Source organism: Streptomyces incanus, assembly GCF_042656345.1.
In the GTDB taxonomy this organism is placed as follows: domain Bacteria; phylum Actinomycetota; class Actinomycetes; order Streptomycetales; family Streptomycetaceae; genus Streptomyces; species Streptomyces incanus.
In genome coordinates this window covers 188,339-212,037 of record NZ_JBHSPC010000015.1, presented here as the reverse complement: position 1 = coordinate 212,037, position 23,699 = coordinate 188,339, and the positions used below count along the sequence as shown (strand labels likewise).

General features: G+C 72.5%; 17 protein-coding genes. 10 read left to right on the top strand and 7 right to left on the bottom strand.

From position 1 onward, the window contains the following. Window positions 1-143 precede the first annotated feature (143 nt). Together ACFP2V_RS06790 and ACFP2V_RS06785 are read left to right on the top strand one after the other, a co-directional pair. Window positions 144-2,066 (top strand): MFS transporter, encoded by a 1,923-nt coding sequence (locus tag ACFP2V_RS06790; protein ID WP_381206924.1) that lies wholly within the window; start codon window positions 144-146, stop codon window positions 2,064-2,066. 360 nt (window positions 2,067-2,426) lie between these two features. Beyond that, window positions 2,427-3,992, top strand: a complete 1,566-nt coding sequence (locus tag ACFP2V_RS06785; protein ID WP_381206921.1) for a sodium:solute symporter family protein — start codon at window positions 2,427-2,429, stop codon at window positions 3,990-3,992. Between the two features lie 250 nt (window positions 3,993-4,242). On the opposite strand, the gene ACFP2V_RS06780 is transcribed toward ACFP2V_RS06785, so the two are convergent. Beyond that, window positions 4,243-5,379, bottom strand: a complete 1,137-nt coding sequence (locus tag ACFP2V_RS06780; protein WP_381206918.1) for an ADP-ribosylglycohydrolase family protein — start codon at window positions 5,377-5,379, stop codon at window positions 4,243-4,245. 406 nt (window positions 5,380-5,785) lie between these two features. Between ACFP2V_RS06780 and ACFP2V_RS06775 the strand changes: the two genes are divergently transcribed. Together ACFP2V_RS06775 and ACFP2V_RS06770 are read left to right on the top strand one after the other, a co-directional pair. Then, the gene (locus ACFP2V_RS06775; RefSeq protein WP_381206915.1) at window positions 5,786-6,067 is read left to right on the top strand and encodes a hypothetical protein; all 282 of its coding nucleotides are present in this window, start codon (window positions 5,786-5,788) and stop codon (window positions 6,065-6,067) included. Beyond that, a complete protein-coding gene (locus ACFP2V_RS06770; RefSeq protein ID WP_381206912.1) occupies window positions 6,064-6,462 on the top strand; it encodes a PIN domain-containing protein in 399 nt (132 codons plus the stop codon). The genes ACFP2V_RS06775 and ACFP2V_RS06770 overlap by 4 nt, the downstream gene beginning before the upstream one ends. A 10-nt stretch (window positions 6,463-6,472) precedes the next feature. On the opposite strand, the gene ACFP2V_RS06765 is transcribed toward ACFP2V_RS06770, so the two are convergent. The 3 genes from ACFP2V_RS06765 to ACFP2V_RS06755 form a co-directional block, all read right to left on the bottom strand. Next, window positions 6,473-7,054 carry a hypothetical protein gene (locus ACFP2V_RS06765; RefSeq protein WP_381206909.1) on the bottom strand — a complete coding sequence of 194 codons (582 nt, stop codon included), beginning with the start codon at window positions 7,052-7,054 and terminating at the stop codon, window positions 6,473-6,475. A 343-nt stretch (window positions 7,055-7,397) separates the two neighbouring features. Then, a complete protein-coding gene (locus ACFP2V_RS06760) occupies window positions 7,398-9,989 on the bottom strand; it encodes a bifunctional FO biosynthesis protein CofGH (RefSeq protein WP_381206906.1) in 2,592 nt (863 codons plus the stop codon). 76 nt (window positions 9,990-10,065) lie between these two features. Further along, window positions 10,066-10,920, bottom strand: a complete 855-nt coding sequence (locus ACFP2V_RS06755) for an LLM class F420-dependent oxidoreductase (RefSeq protein WP_381206903.1) — start codon at window positions 10,918-10,920, stop codon at window positions 10,066-10,068. 260 nt (window positions 10,921-11,180) lie between these two features. Between ACFP2V_RS06755 and ACFP2V_RS06750 the strand changes: the two genes are divergently transcribed. The 4 genes from ACFP2V_RS06750 (at window position 11,181) to ACFP2V_RS06735 (ending at window position 17,306) form a co-directional block, all read left to right on the top strand. Then, window positions 11,181-12,761 carry a CehA/McbA family metallohydrolase gene (locus ACFP2V_RS06750; RefSeq protein WP_381206900.1) on the top strand — a complete coding sequence of 527 codons (1,581 nt, stop codon included), beginning with the start codon at window positions 11,181-11,183 and terminating at the stop codon, window positions 12,759-12,761. 12 nt (window positions 12,762-12,773) lie between these two features. Continuing rightward, window positions 12,774-13,190, top strand: a complete 417-nt coding sequence (locus ACFP2V_RS06745) for a nitroreductase/quinone reductase family protein (RefSeq protein WP_381206897.1) — start codon at window positions 12,774-12,776, stop codon at window positions 13,188-13,190. Between the two features lie 568 nt (window positions 13,191-13,758). Continuing rightward, window positions 13,759-16,782 (top strand): SARP-family global regulator AfsR, encoded by a 3,024-nt coding sequence (gene afsR, locus ACFP2V_RS06740; protein ID WP_381206894.1) that lies wholly within the window; start codon window positions 13,759-13,761, stop codon window positions 16,780-16,782. Between the two features lie 332 nt (window positions 16,783-17,114). Then, on the top strand, window positions 17,115-17,306 hold the full coding sequence (locus ACFP2V_RS06735) for a hypothetical protein (protein ID WP_381206891.1): 192 nt from the start codon (window positions 17,115-17,117) through the stop codon (window positions 17,304-17,306). A gap of 252 nt (window positions 17,307-17,558) precedes the next feature. Here the strand turns inward: ACFP2V_RS06735 and ACFP2V_RS06730 are convergent, their stop codons facing one another. The 3 genes from ACFP2V_RS06730 to kbpA all read right to left on the bottom strand — a co-directional run bounded on the left by ACFP2V_RS06730 (window position 17,559) and on the right by kbpA (window position 21,698). Continuing rightward, window positions 17,559-18,086, bottom strand: a complete 528-nt coding sequence (locus ACFP2V_RS06730) for a hypothetical protein (protein WP_381206888.1) — start codon at window positions 18,084-18,086, stop codon at window positions 17,559-17,561. A gap of 131 nt (window positions 18,087-18,217) precedes the next feature. Further along, entirely contained in the window at window positions 18,218-20,578 is a 2,361-nt protein-coding gene (afsK, locus tag ACFP2V_RS06725) for a protein serine/threonine kinase AfsK (RefSeq protein ID WP_381206885.1), read from the bottom strand. Between the two features lie 334 nt (window positions 20,579-20,912). After that, the gene (gene kbpA, locus ACFP2V_RS06720; protein WP_381206882.1) at window positions 20,913-21,698 is read right to left on the bottom strand and encodes an AfsK-binding protein KbpA; all 786 of its coding nucleotides are present in this window, start codon (window positions 21,696-21,698) and stop codon (window positions 20,913-20,915) included. A 134-nt stretch (window positions 21,699-21,832) separates the two neighbouring features. Here kbpA and ACFP2V_RS06715 point away from each other — a divergent pair, with 134 nt between their 5' ends. Continuing rightward, window positions 21,833-22,468: a TetR family transcriptional regulator gene (locus ACFP2V_RS06715; protein WP_381207546.1), complete on the top strand. Its 636-nt coding sequence runs from the start codon at window positions 21,833-21,835 to the stop codon at window positions 22,466-22,468. A 760-nt stretch (window positions 22,469-23,228) separates the two neighbouring features. Further along, complete coding sequence (locus ACFP2V_RS06710; RefSeq protein WP_381206879.1) at window positions 23,229-23,654, top strand: pyridoxamine 5'-phosphate oxidase family protein; 426 nt, start codon at window positions 23,229-23,231, stop codon at window positions 23,652-23,654. Window positions 23,655-23,699: the final 45 nt, after the last annotated feature.

Genomic DNA, 23,699 nt, shown 5'->3' with positions numbered 1-23,699 from the left:
GGCGCCGGTCGCCGGGGTGCGTGCTAGCGTCACGAAACAGGCAGGTCGCCGGCGACCACGCCGTTACCGTGAGCAGAAGACGCGCTACGACGACGCGCACACGAAGACGCGATACGAAGACGCCATACGGGGAGTGCCTTCAGGTGGCCACAGCGGAGCCGAAACGCGCCGACGACGCCGATCCGGGCCCGGAGACCGGCCCGCGAATACCCCTGCCGGAAGCGGACGGCCGGCCACCGGGCGCGGGCACGCCGGAAACACCGCCCCCTGCCCCCACCGCTTCCTCCACGACCGAGACCCCCGACACCTCGGTCCGCGTCTCCCGTCCCAAGGCCGTCGTTCTCGCGGTGCGTACCCGGATGCTGCGGCATCCGGTGCTGGCCGTCACCGCGCTCGCCGGTGCACTGCACGTCGTCTGGTTCTTCACGTTCGCGAACAGTGGCGGTGACCTCGCGGCGCAGGACGCCTGGGCCGAGTTCGTCGGCCGGCACCCCGACTCCGCGTACAACATGGCCTGGTACGGCGGTATGCACGCGGTGTCGTACAGCGTGGTGTCGCCGTACCTGATGGCGGTGCTCGGTGTACGGACGACGATGATGCTCGCGGGGACGGTGTCGGCCGCGCTGCTGACGATGCTGCTCATCCGCAGCCGGGCTGTGCGCAATCCGCTGTGGGCCGCGCTCGCGGGAGTGTTCGGGCTGCTGGGCAACGCGGTTTCGGGGCGGGTGACGTTCGGGCTGGGCGTGATGTTCGGGCTGGCCGCGGTCGCCGTCGTGTTCTGCTGGCCGTACCGCTGGCGCTACAAACGTTGGGCGAAGGCCCTGTGCGCGGCGCCGCTGGCGGCGCTGGCCACGATGTCCTCGCCGGTCGCGGGCCTGTTCGTGGGGCTGGTGGCGGTGGCGCTGTTCCTGCAGAAGCGTCGGCCGGGGGCATGGGCGCTGGGGCTGGGGCCGACCGTGGTGGTGGCGGTGTCGGCCTGGCTGTTCCCGTTCTCGGGGACGCAGCCGATGGGGTTCGGTTCGGCGTTCCTGCCGCTGGTGTTCTCGGTCCTGGTGTACGTCCTGGTGCCCCGGGAGTGGGTCACGGTCCGGATCACGGCCGCGGTGTACGGGCTGGGCGTGGTGCTGGTCTGGCTGGTGAGTTCGCAGATCGGTTCCAACATGACGCGGCTGGCGATGCTGTTCGCCGGGGTGGCGCTGGTGGCGGCGCTGCCGTTCGCGGTGCCGCGGAGCCGTAAGTGGTATGCGATCGTCGTGGCGTTCGCCGGGTTCGTCGGGTGGATCGGCTTCAAGTCGGTCGACGACGTCGTACACACGACGCCGGCCGCGTCCTGGGCGCGTGAGCTGGCGCCGCTGGTGAACGAGCTCCAGGAGGTCGGCGCCGACAAGGGGCGGGTGGAGGTCGTCCCGGCGCGTTCGCACCGGGAGGCCTCGGCGCTCGCGCCGTACGTCAACCTGGCGCGGGGCTGGAACCGGCAGGCCGACATGGAGCGCAACCCGCTCTTCTACGACGACACCCTTAATTCGGCGAACTATCACGAGTGGCTGAAGCGCTGGGCCGTGCACTTCGTGGTGCTGCCGAAGGACACGCCGGACGGTGACGGCGGTGAGCGGGAGCGGGAGCTGGTGCAGCGGGGACTGCCGTATCTCCAGCAGATCTGGGGCGACGCCAACTGGCAGCTGTTCGCGGTGCACGACCCGTCCTCGCTGGCCGAGCCGAACACGGTCGTGGAGCGGGCCAGCCAGAGCGAGATGACGATGCGGGTCGAGAAGGCGGGCCGGGTCGTCGTACGCATCCCGTACTCGCCGTGGCTGAGCATCATCGACGCGGACGGCAAAAAGCTGAAGGGGCCGCAGGAGACGGAGGAGTCCAGGAACCGCTCCGCCGGCGGGAGGGAGGGCGAGCCGAAGACGTACGACAACGTCAACGGCTGCCTGATGGAGACGGAGGAAGACGAGAACGGCGACCAGTGGACGGTGCTGCTCGCACCGGAGCCGGGCATGTACCGGCTGGCGGCGCCGTACGGCGTACCGCGGGGCACACCGTGCCCGGAGGAGCTGCGCTGACCGTGGCAGCCGGTCCTCGTCGCCGCTCGCCGGCCGACGGCGAACGGACCTGAACGGCTGCCCGGCGGAGGCGACGAGTTCCACCCGGCCACCCGGCCCCGATCCGGCCGACGCGCCGTCGTGGCCGTTGCACCCTTCCGCGGCACGTTCAACATCATGAACCTCGATCATCAACGTGAACATCTTTGCGCGCTCTTGACTCTCCACTTTCTTGTCGTGCCCACGCCTACGCGCTCACGATGAGCGGGCACTTCGCACCCTGCCGCAGGCGCACCTCGGATCCACCGCACACCTACCCCGCTCGGGCGAAGTGCCAACCAGCTGAGCGGAGTTCACATGGCGGACCCCGGAAGGGGGGACATGAACAGTCTCGACTGGTCGGTGCTCATCGGCTACTTCGCGGTGATGGTCGCCATCGGTGTCTGGTCGCACAAGCGGGTGGACAACGTCAGCGACTTCTTCACGGCCGGCGGCAAGATGCCCTGGTGGCTCTCCGGCATCTCCCACCACATGTCGGGTTACAGCGCGGTGATGTTCACCGGCTACGCCGGCATCGCGTACACGTACGGCGTGACGTCCTTCGTCACCTGGTCCTTCCCCATCGCCCTCGGTATCGCCATCGGGTCGAAACTGTTCGCCCCGCGGATCAACCGGCTGCGCTCCCGGCTCCATGTGGCGTCCCCGCTGGAGTACCTCAAGAACCGCTACGACCTGAAGACCCAGCAGGCACTGGCCTGGTCCGGCATGCTGCTGAAGATCGTGGACGTGGGCGCGAAGTGGGCGGCGATCGCCACCCTGCTCGCGGTGTTCACCGGCGTCTCGCTCAACCAGGGCATCCTCATCACCGGCGTGGTCACGGCGGTCTACTGCACCATCGGCGGCCTGTGGGCGGACGCGCTGACAGAGTTGGGCCAGTTCGTCATCCAACTGCTGGCCGGCATCACCATGTTCGTCGCGGTGATGGCCGAACTCGGCGACCACGGAGGCTTCTTCGGCGTGTGGGACGAGCCCGAGCTCCAAGGGCACGCGGAGCCGCTGGTCGGGCCGTACGGCACGATCTTCCTGATGGCGTTCCTCTTCATCAAGCTGTTCGAGTACAACGGTGGCATGCTCAACCAGGCCCAGCGGTACATGGCCACGGCCACACCCCGCGAGGCGGAGCGCTCGGCGCGGCTCTCTGCGGTGCTGTGGCTGGTCTGGCCGCTGGTGCTGTTCTTCCCGATGTGGATGTCGCCGCTGCTCGTGGAGTCCCAGAAGGCGGACGGGTCCGACTCGTACGCCCTGATGACCGAACAGCTCTTGCCACACGGCCTGTTGGGCCTGGTCATCGTGGGCTTCTTCTCCCACACGATGGCGATGTGCTCCTCGGACGCCAACGCCATCGCGGCCGTGTTCACCCGGGACGTCGCCCCGGTGCTGTCCGCGAAGGCGCGGCGGTGGAACGACCGGTCGGGGCTGGTCGCGGCCCGGGTGACGACCGTGGTCTTCCTCGGCCTGTCCATGGCGGTGGCGACCCAGGTCAACTCGCCGACGTTCAAGGACATCATCACCGTGGTCATCAAGTGGGTGGCCGGTCTGATGGGACCGATCGCCATCCCGATGATGCTGGGGCTGCTGCGCCCGTTCCGCCGCTCGGGCCCGACCGCGGCGCTCACCAGCTGGTCCATGGGCCTGCTGGCCTTCTGGCTGGTGAACTACCCGATCAACTGGGCCGTCGAGGGGGGCGTGCCCCTGGAGTACCAGGTCTCGATCCCGCTCGCCGTCTCACTGATCCTGTACGTCCTGATCGGCTACGCGAAGCCGGAGAACACCCCGGAGCGGATGGCGGTCATCGAGCACATCAACACCGACGACGGCTCCGCCGCGGCGGCGGTACCGGCCCCGGCAGGCGCCCCGGACGCGGCATCCGCCCGGACGACGGACTAGGGCTCCGGCAGGCAGCGTTCGCCCGTCGAGGAGCGGCGTCCGGTGGGTGCTCTGGGGGTCCCCCTGCTCGAAGAGCTCGGTGGAGTGCCGGCCGGAAGTCCTCGTACCGGATGTACCTGGACTTTCGGCCGGTGCGGCGAGAGTGCGTGCCGGGCGTCGCGACGGAGCGGACGTCGCCTGTGGGGGCACTGGGACCCGTCGGGCCGTCACGGGGTCACGGGGTCACGGGGCCGCCCGGGCAGAGCTGTCATCACCCGGTCAGGACGCCTCCCGCCCCACGCGGGTAGCGCGCCAGCCAGGCCGGGGACGAGCCGGCCGGGCCGTGCAGGGCGGGGCCCTGGGTCATCTCCATGGCGAAGTCGTCGGCGAGTTCCAGGATCGTGGGACGGCCCTCCAGTTCGGCCAGCCAGGCCGGCGGGAGGGCCGTTTCGCCGTGCAGGGCTCCCAGCAGCCCGCCGGTCAGCGCACCGGCCGCCGCGCTGGGCCCGTCCATGTTGACGGCGAGGCACAGCCCGTGGCGTACGTCCTCCCCCACCAGCGCGCAGTACACGGCGACGGCGACGAGCCCTTCGGCCGTACCCGCCCCGGCGAGCCCCGCGATCCGCTCCGGCGTGGGCATCCCCTGCCGTACGGCCCCCAGCGCCTGCTGCAGGGCGTCCGACACCGGCTGGTGCCCCGGCCGTGCGGCCAGCAGCGCGAGCGCCCGCTGCACCGCCGTGTCGAGGGTCTCGCCCCGGGCCAGCCCGTGCACGATCACCGCGTACCCGCCGGCCGCGAGGTAGGCGGCCGGGCGGCCGTGGGTCTGCGTCGCGCACTCCACGGCGAGCTGGGCGACGAGCTGCGGCTCCCAGCCGACGAGCAGCCCGAAGGGCGCCGAGCGGGCCGCCGCCTCGGGGCCCGCCTCCCCGGGGTTCTTGGGCGCCTCGGGCGTGCCCATGGTCTCGTCCCCGAGCCCGACCAGCAGCGCGCGGGCCGGGTCGCGGCGGGCGTAGAGCCACTCCTCGCGCGCGAGCCACCCGTCCTCCTCGCGGCGCTCGTCGGGCCCCCAGTCCCGCTGGGTGGTCGCCCAGCGCAGGTACGCGCGGTGCAGATCGGTCGGCGGGTGCCAGGCACCGGTGTCGCGCCGCACCTGGGCGCGGATGAGGCCGTCCACGGAGAACAGGGTCATCTGGGTGAGATGGGTGACGGCACCGCGCCGGCCGTGGGCGGGGGCGGGTCCGGTGAGCCCGGCGGCGCCGTGCGTCTGCCGGATCGCGTCGATGCCCTGCCCGTCCACGGGCGCGCCCAGCGCGTCCCCGAGGGCCACGCCGAGCAGCGTTCCGCGCACCCGGCTGCGGAAGTCCTGCTGCTCGCGGCGCCCCCACACGGGCCCGGAAGTCGCATCCACCCAGACCTCCCGGACACCGTGCGTACGTGCGACGCCAAGCACTGTATGCGAACAGGGGCGGTCGGTTCAGGGCACGGAGAGGTATGGGAGCGGTGACCGAAGTGACCGACCTGACCCCACCTGGTCACCTACGCCCGGCCTCGTACGGTACTCAGGGCTGAGCGCTCCAGGTGGGCGTCGGGCCGTGCTCCGGACCGTGCCCGTGCGTGGGACGGCGTGCGGAATCGTGTCGGGTCACGGGCTGTCACAGGGGGAAGAAACCCGCCATGTCCACCACCACACGGCGCACTTCCCCCGATCGCCACGCCGCTCACCGTTGCCGTCGCCCTCCACCTGACTCTCGTCTTCTTCGGCGGCAAACACACAGCCGGGACACTTATGGCATTTGTAATGCCACAATGGGCCCATGGCAGACGACGACACCGATTTCCCTCCCGGCGACGGTCCCAGCAGTGGCGTCTCCGTCACCCTCACCGCCGGTACCCTGCGGGCGATCCGTGAGCGGGTCGGCCAGCGGGGTGTCTCGGCATATCTGGAGAGAGCGGCTCAGCGGCAGATCGAGCGGGATCAGCTGGATGAGCTGATCGCCGCCTTCGAGGAGGTGCACGGGCCTGCGGACCCGGAGGCCGTGGCGGCCAAACGCGCCCGGCTCACCGGAGAGGGCTCCGGGGCGGGGGTCGCCGCGTGAGCGGTGCTCTGGTCCTGGACAGCGAAGGACTGGCAAAGGCCGTGCAGCGGGACCGGGAAGTGCACGAGTGGCTGGCGGCCGCCCGTGACGCCGATCTGCCCGTGATCACCTCCGCCGTGGTGCTGGTCGAGGTGATCCATCCGAAGATCAACGAGGCAGCGCTACGGTGGACGCTCTCACGTGTGCGCGTGGAACCGGTCGCCCAGGCGCTTGCCCAGTCCGCCGCCGCTCTGTTGCGTGCCGCCGGCCTTCACGGCCACAAGTACGCCATCGACGCCATGCTCTGCGCGACCGCCCTGCAGCACCCCGGTCGGGTGACCATCCTGACCTCCGACGTGGAGGACGTCGGCCTGCTCACTGCCGGGCATCCGCGTGTGGTGGCCGAGAAGGTCTGAGGTCGCGCGGTTATTCGACGACCCGGACCGTCGTGCCCGTGGTGCCGAAGGTCCACAGGGCCTCGCCGTCGGCCTTGGCCACGCGGATGCCGCCGGTCCGGCGGCCTTCGGCGGGCGGGGGTGAGGAGCCGTCGACGGCGTTGGAGAAGGCGATGGAGACGCCCGACTTGGCAGCGAAGTAGACGATGTGCTCGATGTCCACGCCGTCGCTGCCGGTCGTGGCCTCGGTGCGGGTGCCGATCGTGTACGTACCGGGGTCGGGGGCGACCGTGCCCGGCCAGACCTCGAAGGAGCGGCGGGGGGCGTCGCTGGCGTCGACCAGCCACACCTGTTTGTCGTCGAGCGAGTAGACGATACGGCGGCCGGTGCCGGAGTCGGCCGGGACCGCCGACTCCTTCGGCTCCGCCTCCGGCTTCTCCTGGCCCCCGGGATCGGCGGACGGTTTCGCGTCCGCCGCCGGCGTGCTCGGGCGGCTCGTGGACGCGGTGGGCTTCGTCCCCCGGTCCGCCTGGACACCCAGGACCGCCACTACGGCTATCGCCCCCGTGGTCAGCCCGGTCACCCAGACCCACGAAGGAAGACGGGCAGGCACCGGTACGCATCTCCTCAGCTACGAGTACCCCTCACCTCCGGGGCCCGATCATCGTACTGCCCGGCCTGCCTCGATTCCCCCCTCGACAGCCCCGTCCCCGCTCGTCCCCGGCCTCAGCGCCCCGGACAAAAGGGGCGCCCGGCTCGCGACGCCCGGCACGCACTCCCCCGAGCTCTTCGAGCAGGGGGGACCCCCAGCCGCGTTGCCGGAAGATCCTGGTAGCTCCTCCCCCGCCCTCGGCTCCGCTCGAGCGGGGGGACCCCCACCGAGGACCTTCCGGCGCCTTGCGATCGCACGCACCGGACACCGCGAGCTGATCGGACTCCCCTTCTGTTCGGGGCTCTCAGTCCAGCACCGGCAGCAGTTCCGGCAGGTGGCCGTCCGAGGTGCGGGCCGCTTGCTGCCGCTCCTCCGGGACCTCGCCGTACAGGGTCGTACGGGGCCTGGCCGGGCGGCCCGCCGCCTCCGCCACGGCGATCAGGTCCTTGACGGACTTGTACGAACCGTAGGAGGAACCCGCCATGCGGGAGATGGTCTCCTCCATGAGGGTGCCGCCGAGGTCGTTGGCGCCGGAGCGGAGCATCTCCGCCGCGCCCTCCGCGCCCAGCTTGACCCAGCTGGTCTGGATGTGGGGGATGTGGGGGTGGAGGAGGAGGCGGGCCATCGCCGTGACCGCGCGGTTGTCGCGGGTCGTCGGGCCGGGGCGGGCGATGCCGGCCAGGTAGACGGGGGCGTTGGTGTGGATGAAGGGGAGGGTGACGAACTCCGTGAAACCGCCGGTGCGCTGCTGGATGCCGGCCAGGGTGCGCAGGTGCCCGAGCCAGTGGCGGGGCTGGTCGACGTGGCCGTACATCATCGTCGAGGAGGAGCGGATGCCCAGGTCGTGGGCCGTCTCGACGACCTCGATCCAGGTGGCCGCCGGCAGTTTGCCCTTGGTCAGGATCCAGCGGACCTCGTCGTCGAGGATCTCCGCCGCCGTGCCGGGGACGGTGTCCAGGCCGGCCTCCTTGGCGGCGGTCAGCCATTCGCGGATCGACAGGCCGGCGCGGGTGGCGCCGTTGACCACCTCCATCGGGGAGAAGGCGTGCACATGCATGCCGGGGACGCGTTCCTTCACCGCCTTCGCGATGTCGAAGTACGCCGTGCCGGGCAGGTCGGGGTGGATGCCGCCCTGCATGCAGACCTCCACCGCGCCCACGTCCCACGCCTGTTGGGCCCGGTCGGCCACCTGCTCCAGGGAGAGCGTGTAGGCGTCGGCGTCCGTGCGGCGCTGCGCGAAGGCGCAGAAACGGCAGCCGGTGTAGCAGACGTTGGTGAAGTTGATGTTGCGGGTGACGATGTAGGTGACGTCGTCGCCGACCGCCGTCTTCCGTACGTCGTCCGCGATCCGGCACAGGGCGTCCAGCGCCGGACCGTCGGCGTGCAGGAGGGCGAGGGCCTCGTCGTCGGTCAGCCGGGTCGGGTCGTCGGCGGCCGTCGCCAGGGCCTGGCGTACGTCGGTGTCGACGCGCTCGGGCCGCATGCCGGGGGCGGCGGCCTCGCGCAGGGCGCCCCAGTCGCCGTACACCTCGTCGAAGTCGTCGCGGCGGTCGGTGGTGCGGCCCTCGGTGTCGATGGTGCGGTGCAGGTCGGTACGGCCGGTGGCGGTGAACGCCTCGTCCGGCTCCTGCCACGGGTGGCCCTCGACCACCGCGTCCTCGCGCGCCAGGCCCGTGGCCGGGTCGGCGAGCGCCGCCACGTGCGGGCGCAGCCGCGGGTCCAGCCAGGGCTCGCCGCGTCGGACGAACTCCGGGTAGACGCAGAGGCGTTCCCTCAGCTCGAAGCCGGCCGCGCGGGACCGTTCGACGAGTTCGTCGATCTGCGGCCAGGGGCGTTCGGGGTTCACGTGGTCGATGGTGAGCGGGGAGATGCCGCCCCAGTCGTCGATGCCGGCCGCGATCAGCCGCTCGTACGCGGAGTCGACGAGGTTGGGCGGGGCCTGGATGCGGGCGGTGGGGCCGAGGACGTGCCGGGCGACGGCGACCGCGGCGGTCAGCGCGTCGAGTTCCGCGTCCGGCATGCCGCGCATCGCGGTGTCCGGCTTGGCGCGGAAGTTCTGGATGATCAGTTCCTGGATGCCGTGATGGGCCCGGGAGATCTTCCGCAGCGCGAAGAGGGACTCGGCGCGCTCCTCGTACGTCTCCCCGATGCCGATGAGGATGCCCGAGGTGAAGGGGACCGAGGAGCGGCCCGCGTCCTCCAGGACGCGCAGGCGGACGGCGGGTTCCTTGTCCGGCGAGCCGTGGTGCGGGCCGCCGGGCTCGGACCACAGGCGGGTCGCGGTGGTCTCCAGCATCATGCCCATGGACGGTGCGACCGGCTTGAGCCGCTGGAAGTCGGTCCAGGTCAGCACGCCCGGGTTCAGGTGGGGCAGCAGGCCCGTCTCCTCCAGGATGCGGATGGAGATGGCGCGGACGTACGCGATCGTGTCGTCGTAGCCGTGCGCGTCGAGCCACTCGCGCGCCTCGGGCCAGCGGTCCTCGGGCTTGTCGCCGAGGGTGATGAGGGCTTCCTTGCAGCCGGCGGCGGCGCCCCTGCGGGCGACGTCGAGCACCTCGTCCGGCGACATGAACATCCCGTGCCCGGCGCGGCGCAGCTTGCCGGGCACGGTGACGAACGTGCAGTAGTGGCACTTGTCCCGGCACAGCCGGGTCAGCGGGACGAAGACGCTCTTCGAGTACGTGATCACTCCGGGCCGGCCCGCGGCCAGGAGGCCCGCGTCCCGGACCCGGGCGGCCGAGGCGCACAGGTCCTCCAACTGCTCACCGCGCGCCTGGAGCAGGACGGCCGCCTCGGTGACGTCGAGGGAGACACCGTCCCGTGCTCGCCTGAGGGCGCGGCGCAGGGAGTTCCCGGTCGGGCCGGTTCCGGAGGTCGCGGATGCCGATGTCGTCATTCCTCGAGGATACGTTCGGGGTGATCAGGGCAAAGGGGGGCCATGGGGGTGGCCCGAAGGTACTCGCCGGACATCGTCATCGGGCGTCGACGAACGGCTGGTACGCGTCCAGCGCCCGCAGCACCCCCGCCTCCCCCTCCGGCGGCAGCTGCACCACGACCTCCTCGATCCCCAGCCCGGCGTAGTGGGCGAGCTTGTCCGGGCTGGGCCGGACCGCGTACGGCACGACCTGGAGGGCGCCGGGGTCGCGGCCGGCGTCGGCCCAGGCGGTGCGCAGCGCGGGCAGGGACTCGGACAGGCCGCGCCCGCCGATCGGCAGCCAGCCGTCGGCGTACGCGCAGATGTGCGTGAACAGTTTCGGCCCGGCCGCCCCGCCGACCAGGGTGCGCGGTCCGACGACCGGACCGCGCGGCTTCCGGACCGGCTTGGGGTGCGCGAAGCTGGCCCGGACGCTGCCGAACTCGCCTTCGTACGCGGTCGGTTCCTCCGACCACAGCGCCCGCATCAGGCCCATCCGGTCCCGGACCAGTTCACGCCGCGTCCGCCATTCCACACCGTGGTCGGCGGCCTCCTCGACGTTCCAGCCGAAGCCGACCCCGAGGGTGAACCGGCCGCCGGAGAGGTGGTCGAGGGTCGCGATCTGCTTGGCCAGGTCGATCGGGTCGTGCTGCGCGGCGAGCGTGATGCCGGTGCCGACGCCGAGCCGCTCGGTGACGGCCGCGGCCTGCCCGAGCGCGACGAACGGGTCCAGGGTGCGGGTGTACTCCCGGGGCAGCTCGACGCCCGCCGGGTGCGGGGTGGTCCGCTCGACGGGGATGTGCGTGTGCTCGGGCAGATACAGCCCGGCGTACCCGCGCCGCTCCAGCTCACGGGCGAGCCGGGTGGGGGTGATCGTCTCGTCGGTGAGGAAGATCGTGACGGCGATGCGCATGAACGGCCTTTCGTACGCGGACGACGGAGTCATCAATACCCGGGCCCGGCCCATCTGTCCATACCGACCGGTCGGAACTGATCCCGGCGACGGGAAGGGCGACCAGCGGACTCCCCCGCTGAATCTGCCGATTCCCTTCCCTTGCACGGGAGTTCACTGCTCAATACCAGAGTCGTACCGCACCGGCCCCGCACCACCCAGGCCCAGTCATCCGCCCTGCCATACGCCCTTCCCTCACACGACACCTCGGGAGCAGCAGCATGTGCGAGGAGCACCGGAACACCGGGATCGGACGGCGCGCCGTCTTCCTGACGGGGGCCGCCGCCGCCCTTACCTTGGGAAGCGTGACCTTCGCTTCCGCGGCGGACCGCGGCGACCAGGAGACGAAGACGGTACGCGGCACCCTCGAGCCGGGCGCCCCCGACTTCGTGTACGTCCCCGTCGAAGTACCGGACGGGGTAAGGGAGATCAAGGTCTCCTACACCTACGACAGACCGTCCGTCCCGGCCGGGACCGCGGGCAACGCCCTCGACATCGGCATCTTCGACGAGCGCGGCACCGATCTGGGCGGCAGGGGCTTCCGGGGCTGGTCGGGCGGGGCCCGCACGGAGTTCTTCCTCCGCGCGGACGACGCCACCCCCGGCTATCTGCCCGGCCCGGTGCGGGAAGGCACCTGGCACATCGCGCTGGGCCCGTACACGGTGGCCCCGCGGGGACTGTCGTACGAGATCACCGTCACGCTCACCTACGGGGAGCCCGGCGAGACGGTCCGGCCGGTGTATCCGCCCGAGCGGGCCAAGGGGCGCGGGCGGGCCTGGTACCGGGGCGACTGCCATCTGCACTCCTGGTACTCGGACGGCCGCCGCACCCCGGCCGGGATCGCGGCGCTCGCGCGGGCGGCGGGGCTGGACTTCGTCAACAGCTCCGAGCACAACACGCATGCCGCGCACGCCCATTGGGGTGATGCCGCCGGGGACGACCTGCTGGTGCTGCTGGGCGAGGAGGTCACCACCCGCAACGGGCACGTCGTCGCGCTCGGCACGGACCCGGGCACGTTCGTCGACTGGCGCTACCGGGCCCGCGACAACCGGTTCGGCCGGTTCGCCCGCCGGATCCGCGAGGCCGGGGGCCTGGTCGTACCGGCGCATCCGCACGCCACCTGCATCGGCTGCAACTGGAAGTTCGGCTTCGGCGAGGCGGACGCGGTGGAGGTGTGGAACGGCCCCTGGACGCCCGACGACGAGGTGGCCCTGGCCGACTGGGACAGCATGCTGGTCGCTTCGGTGCGCGAGGAGCGGCGGGGCGGTGACGGCCGGCCGAGCGGGAAGGGCGGGAAGGGCGGGAAGGACGGGCGCGGGGAGATCGGCTGGATTCCGGCGATGGGCGGCAGTGACGCCCACCGGGACCCGGACGTCGTCGGGCATCCGCAGACCGTCGTCCTCGCCGACGAGCTGTCCCGCCGGGCCGTCCAGGAGGGCATCCGCGCGGGCCGTTCGTACGTCGCCGAGTCCGCGCGCGTCTCCGTCGCGTTCACCGCGTCGGGCGGGCGGGGTGAGCACGCCGGTATCGGGGAGCGGTTGGAGGTGGCCGGGAACACGCCGGTCACCGTCCGCCTGGAGGCCTCGGGCGCCCCGCGCTGCACGGTCCGCCTCGTCACCGACCAGGGTGTGCTGCACACCAGCGCCCCGCTGCCGGTGTCCGGCTCGGGCGTCGTCGAGTGGCGGACCACCCCGTCGTACGCCGCCTACGTCCGCGCCGAGCTGCGGCACGAGGCGGCGGCGGGCCCGCTGCCGGGTGTCCTGGCCGCGTTCACCAACCCGATCTTCCTGGGCCGCCGGTAGGCTCCAGGGACCATGAGCCGTCACGCCGAACGCAAGTACCGGGCGGTCACCGCCGTCCAGCGCAGGATCGGCAACCCCCTCCTGCGCCGGCTCCCGTTCCAGACCCTCCTGGAGACCACGGGCCGTGTCTCCGGGCTGCCGCGGCGCACTCCGGTGGGCGGGCGGCGGGTCGGGGACTCCTTCTGGCTGGTGTCGGAGTTCGGTGAGCGGTCCCAGTACGTCCGCAACATCCGCGCGAATCCCCGGGTGCGGGTCCGCGTCCGGGGCCGCTGGTACACCGGCACCGCCCACCCGCTGCCCGACGACGACCCCCTCGCCCGCCTGCGCACGCTGCCCCGCGGGAACAGCCTCGCGGTGTGGGTGATGGGGGCGGAACTGCTGACGGTACGGGTGGACCTGGACGACCGGGACGCTCCCCACCCCGCGTAGCCGGCCGTGCGCGTCGGGCCCGCACCACTCCTCGGCCGTCCGGTCGTCGCGGGCGCGCACGCGCGGCAGGACGGTCCCCTCCGCCCGCCGCCCGCGAGACGGTGGACTCCCGGGCGCGCACGCGCGGCAAGGTGAATCGGCGGTCCGCATCCGCTCGCAGGTGATGATCTCCAGCCCGATCTCGTCCCTGCCGCGTCCGACGGCGGTGTCGAGGCGGGTGAGGGGGCGGTGCGGGTCCTCGTGGACCCGCCGGTCGCCGACGGAGACGATCAGCGGGAATCCGGGGTCCTGGGTCCGCGGCGCCCGAAGCGTCTCCCTGTCTCCGTACGGGGCACCACGACGTCGGCCTGACGTTCCGTCAACAGCACGGGAACGGAAGGCGAACCGAGCCAGGGGCGGGCCCGTGGCGGTGGTGTGCGCGCACACGCCCGTGCGCACGTGTGCGCAGAAGGTGTGGGGGCCTTGCGGACCGTGCGCGCGCCCGTGTGATCGCCGTCTCGCACGGCTGCCGCATCCGTCACGGACAAGGCAGACTGGCGTGGTTGTTCAGGATGCATAGGGGGACTGCATGGACGGTGCACCGCGAGTGCCGGAGCGGCGGCGTCCCGGTTCGCCGGCGACGCCGCCGAAGCCACCAAAGTCGCCGGCGTCGCCCGAGCCGTTGGAGTCACCGGAGCCGTCGGTGCCGTCGGTGCCGCGTTTCAGCGTGCTCGGCCCGGTGCGCGCCTGGCGCGACGGCGAGCCCGTCGGCACCGGCAGTCCGCAGCAGCGCGCGCTGCTCGCCGCCCTGCTGCTCCGCGGGGGCCGTACGGCGACGGCGGCCGAGCTGATCGACGCCCTGTGGGGAGAGGAGCCCCCCTCGCAGGCCCTGGCGGCGGTCCGTACGTACGCGTCCCGGCTGCGGAAGGCGCTGGGTCCCGGCATTCTGGTCAGCGAGTCCGGCGGATACGCGGTGCGCGGGACGGATGAGGGCACGCTGGACGTCGCGGTGGCGCAAGGGCTGGCCGCCGATGCCGAGCGCGCGAAGCACGGCGGGGACCTGTGCACGTCCCGTACGCTCCTGGACCGCGCCCTCGCGCTGTGGGACGGCGAGACGCTGGCGGGCGTACCGGGCCCGTACGCCCGGGCGCAGCGGGTGCGGCTGGAGGAGTGGCGGCTCCAGCTCTCCGAGACGCGGCTGGACATGGACCTGGAGCAGGGCTGCCACGCGGAGGCCGTCTCGGAGCTGACGGCGCTCACCGCGGCGCACCCGCTGCGCGAACGCCTGCGCGAGCTGCTGATGCTGGCGCTGTACCGCAGCGGACGCCAGGCGGAGGCGCTGGCGGTGTACGCGGACACCCGCCGCCTGCTCGCCGACGAGCTGGGCGTGGACCCCCGCCCCGGCCTCCAGGAGCTCCAGCAGCGCATCCTCCGGGCGGACCCCCAGCTGGCGAAGCCCTCCTCCCCCGCGCCGCCCGAACCGGCGACCACCCCGGTCCGGCCCGCCCAACTCCCGGCGAACGTGCCCGACTTCACCGGCCGTTCGTCCTTCGTGCGCGAACTCGGCGCGCTCCTCACCTCGGCCGAGGGCCGGGTGATGGCGGTGTCCGCGCTGGCCGGGATAGGCGGCGTCGGCAAGACGACCCTCGCCGTGCACGTGGCCCACCGGGCGCGGACCGTGTTCCCCGACGGCCAGCTGTACGTCGACCTCCAGGGCGCGGGCCTCCGGGCAGCCGAGCCGGAGACGGTCCTCGGCTCCTTCCTGCGGGCCCTCGGCACACCGGAATCCGCCGTGCCGGACTCGCTGGAGGAGCGGGCGGCGCTGTACCGCTCGGTGCTGGACGGCCGCAGAGTGCTGGTGCTGCTGGACAACGCGCGCGACGCGGCCCAGGTGCGTCCCCTGCTGCCGGGCACGGAGGGCTGCGCGGCACTGGTGACGTCCCGGGTGCGGATGGTGGATCTGGCCGGCGCCCATCTGGTCGACCTGGACGTGATGTCCCCGGACGAGGCGCTGACCCTGTTCACGAGGATCGTGGGCGAGGAACGGGTCGCGGCGGAACGCGAGGCCGCGCTGGACGTCGTGGCCGCGTGCGGCTTCCTCCCGCTGGCCATCCGTATCGCGGCCTCCCGCCTCGCGGCCCGCCGCACCTGGACGGTGTCCGTGCTGGCGGCCAAACTCGCCGACGAGCGCCGCCGCCTGGACGAACTGCAGGCCGGCGACCTCGCGGTGAAGGCCACCTTCGAACTCGGCTACGGCCAGTTGGAGCTCGCCCAGGCCCGCGCCTTCCGCCTGCTCGGCCTGGCCGACGGCCCCGACATCTCCCTGGCGGCGGCCGCGGCCGTCCTGGACCTCCCGGCACACGACACGGAGGACCTGCTGGAGTCCCTGGTGGACACCTCCCTGCTGGAGTCCGCCGCACCCGGCCGCTACCGCCTGCACGACCTGGTCCGCCTCTACGCCCGTGCCTGCGCCGAACGCGACGAGCAGCCCCCGGGCGAACGCGCCGCAGCCCTCTCCCGCCTGCTGGACTTCTACCTGGCGACGGCCGCCGGCGTGTACGCGATCGAGCGGCCGGGAGACCGGCTGGTCGACCATCTGGCCGCCACCGACCACCCCGGACTACGCTTCCCCGACCGCAGGACGGCACGGGACTGGCTCTACACCGAGGCGAACTGCCTGCTGTCCTTCGCCCGCCAGTGCGCCGACCTGCCGGACACGCTGCGCCGGAGCATCGACCTGCTGTGGACCGCCGTGGACCTGTCGGAGTCGGGGGCCAACTCCAAGGAGTACGAGGCCACCGCGCGGACCCTCCACGACGCCGCCCGGAAGACCGGCGTCGCCCGGATCGAGGCGCGGGCGCTGATGACCCTGGCGCACGCGCACCTCGACGGCGGCCGGTTCGACCTGGCCGACGAGGAGGCCGAGCAGGTCGTCCGTCTCGCGCGGCGGGCCGACGACCTGCTGCCCGTGTGCTGGGCCCACAACGCCCGCGGGGTGATCGCCCTCTACCAGGGCCGCACCGAGGCCGGCGAGGAGCATCTCACCCACGCCATCGCGCACTTCCGGACGCTGGGCGACCGCCCCGGTGAGGCGAGCGCGCTCTGCAACCTCTCGCGGGTCCGGCTCGCCGCCGGCAGCACCGGCAGCGCCGTGGCGCTCGCCCAGGAGGGCATGGAGATCTACGACGCCATGGGCAACTCCCTGCGCGGCGCGAACGGCCGCTACGCCCTCGGCATGGCGCTCACCCAGAGCCACCGGCTCGTCGACGCGGCCGACCGGCTCCTGGAGGCGCTGGAGGTCTTCCGCGACAGCAGGCAGCGGCTGTGGGAGGGCATGACCCTGTTCCGCCTGGCGGAGGTCGACATCGCCGGACGGCGGTACGCCCAGGCCGCGGCGAACGCCGAGCTGGCGCTGACGGTGCTGCGCGGCATCGGCGGGCAGTGGCGGCGCGGCAACGTCCTGACGGTGCTGGGGCACGCCCTCACCGGCGTCGGCCACCTGGGGCGCGCCCGCGTCTGCTGGGAGGAGGCGGTCCGCATCTACGAGGCGCTCGAGTCGCCGGAGGCGGCGGCGGTACGGGCCCTGCTGGCACCGGTCGAGGAGGCTGCCTGAGCGGCGCGGTGGGGGCCGACCGGCGCCCTCGCCGGGTGGCCCCGATGCCCGGCGTCGCGGCGTTCATCGTTCGTTTATCGCCGGGCGCGATGGTGGTGCCAGTCGATCCGTCGCGTCGGGGGGCAGGCGGGTCGTCAGGAGAGGCCGCAGCACCGGCCCATCAGGGTCTTCCGTGTGGATCAGGCCGGACCCGGGGGGAACGCGAGTCCGGCATGATCCGAACGGGGGGGGGCACTGGGGTCGAGCGGCCGAAACGGCCCGTCCGGTCACCCTCGGGGGAGTGCCCGGACGGGCCGGACGACAGAACACCACACAGGGGAGCAGGAAGAATCATGAGCGACGAGCAGGCCGTCAAGCCGCAGGGCGACATCCACGCCACGTCCGAGCCGCTCGGCACCAAGGCCGAGGACGGCAGGACCGAGGACGGCGGCGCCACCACCCAGGGCGACATCCACGCCACGGACGAGCCGTTGGAGACGAAGGACATCCACGCCACGTCGGAGCCCTTCAAGCCGACCCGGTAGAGCGCGCCCGCACAGGGAGACGCGGGGGCCGCGGCGGTGCGGAGGGGGAACCGGCGCGGCCCCCGCGGGGTTGCACGGGAGGGCGGTCGCGGCTGAAGGCCTCGACCGCCCTCCCGCGTTCGCGTTTCAGTGCTTCGGGCTCACGCGTGTCGCGCGCCCGCCGCCGTTCGGACGCCGTCAGGCGCTGTCAGGCGCTGTCAGGCGCTCAGAAGCCTTCCCGAGCCGGCCACTTCAGGATCTTCCGGGTGGGCCTCAGCCGGCGATCGGGGCGTACATGTCGAGGTCGCAGGTGGAGATCCGGCCGGCGAGATCGCTGTCGTCGCCGAGCTCCACCCGTACGGCCTTCGTGCCGTCGGCGGTCACGGCGACCTCCTGCGACCGGGTGGAGAGGGTGTCCCCGGCGGGGTCCTGGAAGTCGACGGTGACGGTGAAGGCGCTGTCGACGGCATTGGTGTTGGTGACCATGACCGTCGCGTACGGGGTCTCGACCGAGGCGCAGCTCACCAGTTCCACGGAGGCGTCCAGGAGGGGCGGGGACGTGTTCTCTCCGCTGCCGCTCCCACTGCTGCCGTCGTAGTCGTCATCGTCGTAGTCGCGGTGGGTTCCGCCTCCGGACGTCGAGGACGAGTCGTGGTTCTGCGACGAACCGCTGCACCCTCCACCGCCGTCACCGCCGTCACCGCCGCCGCCGTGACCGCGTCCGGTCGAGAAACCGGTGAGGGCGAGGACGACCAGCGTCGCCACCGCTGTGAGCTTGAGCGTGTTCCCCCGTGACTGCATCCGCACAGCCAACCGACCGTCTGTCACGAGCACGTCACTGACGGGCGACCGTCGCGCACCCGTCCCCGGCGCCCACACCCCGGAGCACCCGCCGACACCCGCCGACACCCCTCAGCGCCCGTCGGCGCCCGTCACGTCGTACGCGCCGTCCCCGTCCCCTTCTCCGCGTCCAGGGCGTAGACGCAACGGTCCTTGCTGCAGGCGTAGACGACCCCGTCCCGGACGACCGGGGAGCCGGTGATCTCGCCGCCGGTCGCGAGTTTCCATCTCAGCCGGCCGTCGTCGGCCTTCAGGGTGTAGAGGAGATGGTCGGTGGAGCCGAAGTGGATCCTGCCCTCGGCGACCGCGGGGGCGCCCACGATGTCGCCGCCGGACTGGAAGCGCCACTTGGGCGTGCCGGTGACGGCGTCCAGGGTGTAGAGGCCCTTTCCGCTGCCGACGTGGACGTGTCCGGCGGCGACCAGGACCGGCTCCACGGAGGAGCGGGCCTCGGTGGCGATGCGCCAGCGGTCGCGGCCGTCGGTGGCGTCGAGGGCGTAGACCGTACCGAGGTAGTCGGCGAGGTACACGCCGCCGCCGGTGACGGCCGGGCCGGGGACGAAGGCGGGCGGCGAGAGGAAGACCGCGGGGGCCTCGAAGTGCCAGCGGACGTGCCCGCCGGCGATGTCCAGGGCGAGGACGCGGGTGCCGGCGGAGACGTACACGTACCCGTCGGGCGCGGGGGTGAGACGGATGGGGACACCTCCGCAGGAGGCCGCGTCGCCGATGGGATACGACCAGCGCTCGTCGCCCGTGCGCGCGTCCAGGGCGCGCAGGCGGGCGTCCTGCCAGAGGTAGACCGTGCCGTCGTGGACGGCGGGGCCGGCCTCCGGGGACTCGAAGTCGGTCTGGCAGCCGGTGACCTCCCACAGCCTCTGGCCGGTGGACGCCTCCCATCCCTGCACGCCGCCGCCGCGGGTGCCCGTGACGACGGTGCCGCGGTCGGCCTGGAGGGAGTACACCCAGGCGTCCGTGGACAGCCGCCACAGGTCGCCGCCCTCGCGGGCGTCCAGGGCGAACAGGGTGGGGCCGTCGGAGGCGTGGATCCGGCCGTCGGCGACCGCCATCGACCAGGCGACGTCACGGGTCTTGAACCGGCGACGGCCGGTGGCCACGTCGAGGGCGTGCACCTCGAAGGAGGTGACGTAGACGAGGTCACCGGCGACGGACGGGGTGCCCCAGACGTCGTTGGACATCCGGAAGCGCCACGGCCGCCAGCCGCTCGGCTGTTCCGGCGGCGCGGCGGGCGCCCCGGCCGGGACGGGGTCGGCGCCGTTGACGCCGGCGCGGGGCGTGGACCAGGAGGCGGCGAGGGCGGCCTCCGGTGGGGGCGACTTGACGGCGGCGGCGCGCACGTCCGCGACGCGCGGGCCGGGGCCGATGGGCACCGCGGCACCGGCCAGCCGGACCGGGCCCGGGTCGGGGGCACCGACCGGCACCGGCGGAAGCGGCGGGACGACGGGGTCGTGCGGAGGCGGGGGCGGCACCGGAGGCGATACCGGAGGACGGGCGCCGCCGGCGCTGCGGCCGCCGCCGGGGGCGGGACGGGCGGGCGGGCGACCGTTGCGGCGGCCCTCGATCAGGCTCACCGCCCGCTCGGGCAGCCACGCGGAGGCCGTGCCGCTGTCGTCGGAGCCGGAGCCGAACAGGTGCGGGGCGAGCTGGGACTGGAGGTCGGCGGGGCTGGGCCGGGCCGGGGCCTCCATCTCCATGCAGGATTCGATCAGCGGGCGCAGCTCGTCCGGAAGACCGTCCAGGTCCGGGCCCTCGCGCAGCAGCATGAAGACCGTCTCGACCGGGTTCGCGCCGTGGAACGGGGCGTGTCCGGTGCCCGCGAAGACCAGGGTGGAACCGAGGGAGAACACATCGCTGGCGCCGGTGACGCTGCGGGAGTCCTTGGCCTGCTCGGGAGACATGTAGGCGGGGGTACCGACGGCGACGTTCGTCATCGTCAGACGTGTGTTCGACACGCCGGAGGCGATCCCGAAGTCGATCACTCGCGGACCGTCCTCGACGACGAGGACGTTCGACGGCTTGAGGTCGCGGTGGACGAGCCCGGCGCCGTGGATGGAATGCAGCGCCTCCGCCACCCCGGCCGCCAGCCAGCGCACCGCCTGGGCGGGGAGAGGCCCGCACTCGTTCACTATTTCCTCGAGGGAGGGTGCGGGGACGTACGCGGTCGCCAGCCACGGCACGGCGGCGCGCGGGTCGGCGTCCACCACGGCCGCGGTGTAGAAACCGGAGACCGCGCGGGCCGCCTCCACCTCGCGTGTGAAACGGACGCGGAACAACTGGTCCTCGGCCAGCTCGGTGCGGACCGTCTTGATCGCCACGCGCCGGCCGGACGCCGAGCGCGCGAGATAGACCAGCCCCATGCCGCCGGCACCCAGCCGTCCCAGCACCTCGAACGGCCCAATACGCCGCGGATCGTGCTGCGTCAGCTGATCCACCACTTTGCCTGCCACCTCCCCGTACGAATCGCGCCACCACCTGTGCGCGACCGAAGTGCAGCGTCTCACCACCGCAGCCCCGGGGCGGCACGCACCCCGATTCTTCCTGTCCGGGGCGCTGGTTGCGAACCCGGCGACATAGGGGGTGTCTAGTCTTATATGCAAAACAATGGGGTGGACCGGGGGCAGGGCGGGCGACCAGCGGAACCTGAGGGGTGTCCGGGAGGGCGGTCGGCGGGAGACCGAAGGGCCGTGCCGGGGCGGCCCGACGGGCGCCCCGGAGGAGTCGCGGCGGGCGGTGCGAGGGCTTTCCGGGACGGGAACGCGTCGGGGCCGCTCAGCGGGACAGCAGGGCGAAGGACGCACCCTGGCTGTCGGTGACCACGGCCACCGTGCCGTACGACGTCCCGAAGGGCGGCACCTGGACGCGGCCGCCGAGCCGGGTCACGTCCGCCATGGTGGCCTCGAGGTCCTCGGCGGCGAAGTGGACGAGGAAGTGGGGCGGCATCTCGGCCGGGAAGACGTCGGAGACCGGGGCACGGCCGAAGTCGGGCTCGACGCCCTTCCCGAACAGGGCGTCGTGGAAGAGGGCGCCGTAGAAGGTGTTGGCCGCCTCGGTGTCGCGGGTGTAGAGCTCGACCCAGGCGAAGGCGCCCCGCTCGTGCCGACGGCCGAAACCGGGGCGCTCGCCGGGCTGCCACAGGGAGAAGACGGCACCCTCAGGGTCCGTGACGAGCGCGGTGACGCCGAGCTCGCCGACCGCGCGCGGCGCGGAGACGAGCTGTCCGCCCGCCGCGAGGATCCGTCGGCACAGCGCTTCGGCGTCCGGGGTCGCGAAGGACACCGTCCACACGGTGGGGAGCCGGCCGTCCGTCTTGTGCGCGAGGGACGCCACCGGCTTGCCGCCGAGCAGTGCCCGCACGGTCTCCAGGGGCGGCGAGGGCCGCACGGACTGCGTGGGCCGCGAGGCCGGTGCGGGCCACTCGGGCTGCTCCGGCTGGTCTTCGAACGTCCAATCGAAAAGTTCACCGTAGAACCGCTTGCCCGCCTCCACGTCGGGAAGCTGTGCGTCCACCCAGCACGGGGTGCCCTCGGTGTACTCCGATGCCCTGTTTTCGGCCATGTCGCCAAAGTAGCGGTGCCGCACGCACCGCGCAGACCAGGCACACCAGGCACGACCGACCCGCACACCCCATTTGCAGTCGGCCGAATCGCGCTCCCATCACCCCTCGGTAAGCTGACGTCATGACAGGACAGGTGCGTACCGTCGACGGCCGCGTGGCCGGCCGGCGAGGGCAGGCGACCCGGCAGAAGCTGCTCGACTGCCTCAGCGAGATGCTCAGCTCCTCCCCTTATCGGGATGTCAAAGTCATCGATGTCGCGCGGAGGGCGGGGACTTCACCCGCGACCTTCTATCAGTACTTCCCGGACGTCGAGGGCGCCGTCCTGGAGATCGCCGAGCAAATGGCCGCCGACGGAGCCGGGTTGGCGGAACTGCTCGAGGGACGCTCCTGGGCCGGCAAGTCCGGCTGGCAGACTGCACAGATACTAGTGGACGGCTTCCTGGACTTCTGGAAGCGCAACGAGGCGATCCTGCGTGTCGTCGATCTCGGTGCCGCCGAGGGTGACAAGCGCTTCTACAAGCTCCGTATGAGGATTCTCAACTCGGTGAGCAGCTCCCTGGCGGACGCCGTCGCCGAGTTGCAGGCCAAGGGCCGGGTCGACCAGGACGTGAACCCCGCCGCGGTGGCCGGTGCCCTGGTCACCATGCTGGCGGCCATCGCCTCGCACCAGAAAGGTTTCACCTCCTGGGGCGTGAAGCAGGCCGAACTCAAGCCCAACCTGGCCCTGCTGGTGCACCTGGGTGTCACCGGCAAGAAACCGACCAAGTAAGGCGAGGCACCCGACGAACCCTCCCCCCGCTTCCACGGCTTTTCCCGCGTCCTGTCTGCCAGGCGGTGGTTCACTCCGGTGGGCCGCCGCCTGTCGCGCGTTCCGGCGAGGCGCCGCCCGTCGCGCGTCCCGGCCCACCGGCAGCCCGGCCGCCGGCGCCGGGTGCGGCGAGGGCGGTGAGGCCGCCGGTGGCCGGCCTCGGGAGGAACGCCGCGCGCCGGGGCTCCGTACCGAGCGAAGCGGGCGTCCACGGGCAGCTCCTCCCTGCCTGACAGACCGTCCTATCGGATCGCGGTCGTGTCCCACGACGTGGTGCAGGTGATCAAGCGCTTCGCGTTCCGGTACGAGGCCCACGGCGGGCTCCGTGGAGGCGGCAGCCCACGAAGCGCCCCGTCGAGGCGGGCCGAACACCTGATCCGGCGGGGCCGCGGTCCCGGACCTGCGGATTCCGGCTCCTTGACCTCCCGCACCACCTGGCGGGACGCCCTCCGGGTCGCAGGGGCGGCCCTCCGCAGAGGCGCGAGACCCGTCACCCCCACTCGTCCGATGTGCCGGCGGATTCATGACGGAAGCCCCGAGGAAGGCAGGCGGCCGAGGCCCGGGAACGGAGGCGATGGGTCCATACGGGCGAAAAGGAAACAGGTCCGCGCATGCTCTCGTTGAGCACTCCGTGAAGGCGGGCCCGCGCGAGCGCATGCCCGAGTGACACCCGGCGGCCACAGCAGCCCGCAAGCCGCAGACATCGCAGGAGGAACCCGGAATGGCCCTGTCCCCCGAAGAGCGCGAACAGTTCCTGGCCGAACCCCATGTCGCCGCGATCGCGGTCGACGCGGGAGCAGGGCGTGCGCCCCTCACCGTGCCGATCTGGTACCAGTACACGCCCGGCGGAGACGCATGGATCATGACGGGACTGGATTCCCGCAAGAACCGGCTGATCGGCGCGGCGGGCCGGTTCTCCCTCATGGTCGACCGCCTCGCCCCCACCATGCGCTACGTGTCGGTCGAGGGGCCGGTCGTCGAGACCACTCCGGCGACCGTCGAGCAGCTCCGGGAGCTGGCCTCCCGCTATCTCCCGGCCGAAAAGGTCGAGGGCTATGTCGCCTTCGCCCGGAAGGAGCACGGCGAGCAGGTCGTCCTGCGCATGCGGCCCGAGCGCTGGCTGTCCTCCGACCTCGGATCCGTGTGAGAGCGACCCGGACTACGGCCCGCATGACGACCTGACGACGCGACG

Coding starts and splice junctions, on each gene's coding strand:
- afsR (WP_381206894.1), top strand. CDS start 13,759: ATGGACGGTGCACCGCGAGTGCCGGAGCGGCGGCGTCCCGGTTCGCCG.
- ACFP2V_RS06755 (WP_381206903.1), bottom strand. CDS start 10,920: ATGCGCATCGCCGTCACGATCTTCCTCACCGACGAGACGATCACCCCC.
- ACFP2V_RS06730 (WP_381206888.1), bottom strand. CDS start 18,086: ATGCAGTCACGGGGGAACACGCTCAAGCTCACAGCGGTGGCGACGCTG.
- ACFP2V_RS06710 (WP_381206879.1), top strand. CDS start 23,229: ATGGCCCTGTCCCCCGAAGAGCGCGAACAGTTCCTGGCCGAACCCCAT.
- kbpA (WP_381206882.1), bottom strand. CDS start 21,698: ATGGCCGAAAACAGGGCATCGGAGTACACCGAGGGCACCCCGTGCTGG.
- ACFP2V_RS06750 (WP_381206900.1), top strand. CDS start 11,181: ATGTGCGAGGAGCACCGGAACACCGGGATCGGACGGCGCGCCGTCTTC.
- ACFP2V_RS06775 (WP_381206915.1), top strand. CDS start 5,786: ATGGCAGACGACGACACCGATTTCCCTCCCGGCGACGGTCCCAGCAGT.
- ACFP2V_RS06735 (WP_381206891.1), top strand. CDS start 17,115: ATGAGCGACGAGCAGGCCGTCAAGCCGCAGGGCGACATCCACGCCACG.
- ACFP2V_RS06760 (WP_381206906.1), bottom strand. CDS start 9,989: ATGACGACATCGGCATCCGCGACCTCCGGAACCGGCCCGACCGGGAAC.
- ACFP2V_RS06745 (WP_381206897.1), top strand. CDS start 12,774: ATGAGCCGTCACGCCGAACGCAAGTACCGGGCGGTCACCGCCGTCCAG.
- ACFP2V_RS06785 (WP_381206921.1), top strand. CDS start 2,427: ATGAACAGTCTCGACTGGTCGGTGCTCATCGGCTACTTCGCGGTGATG.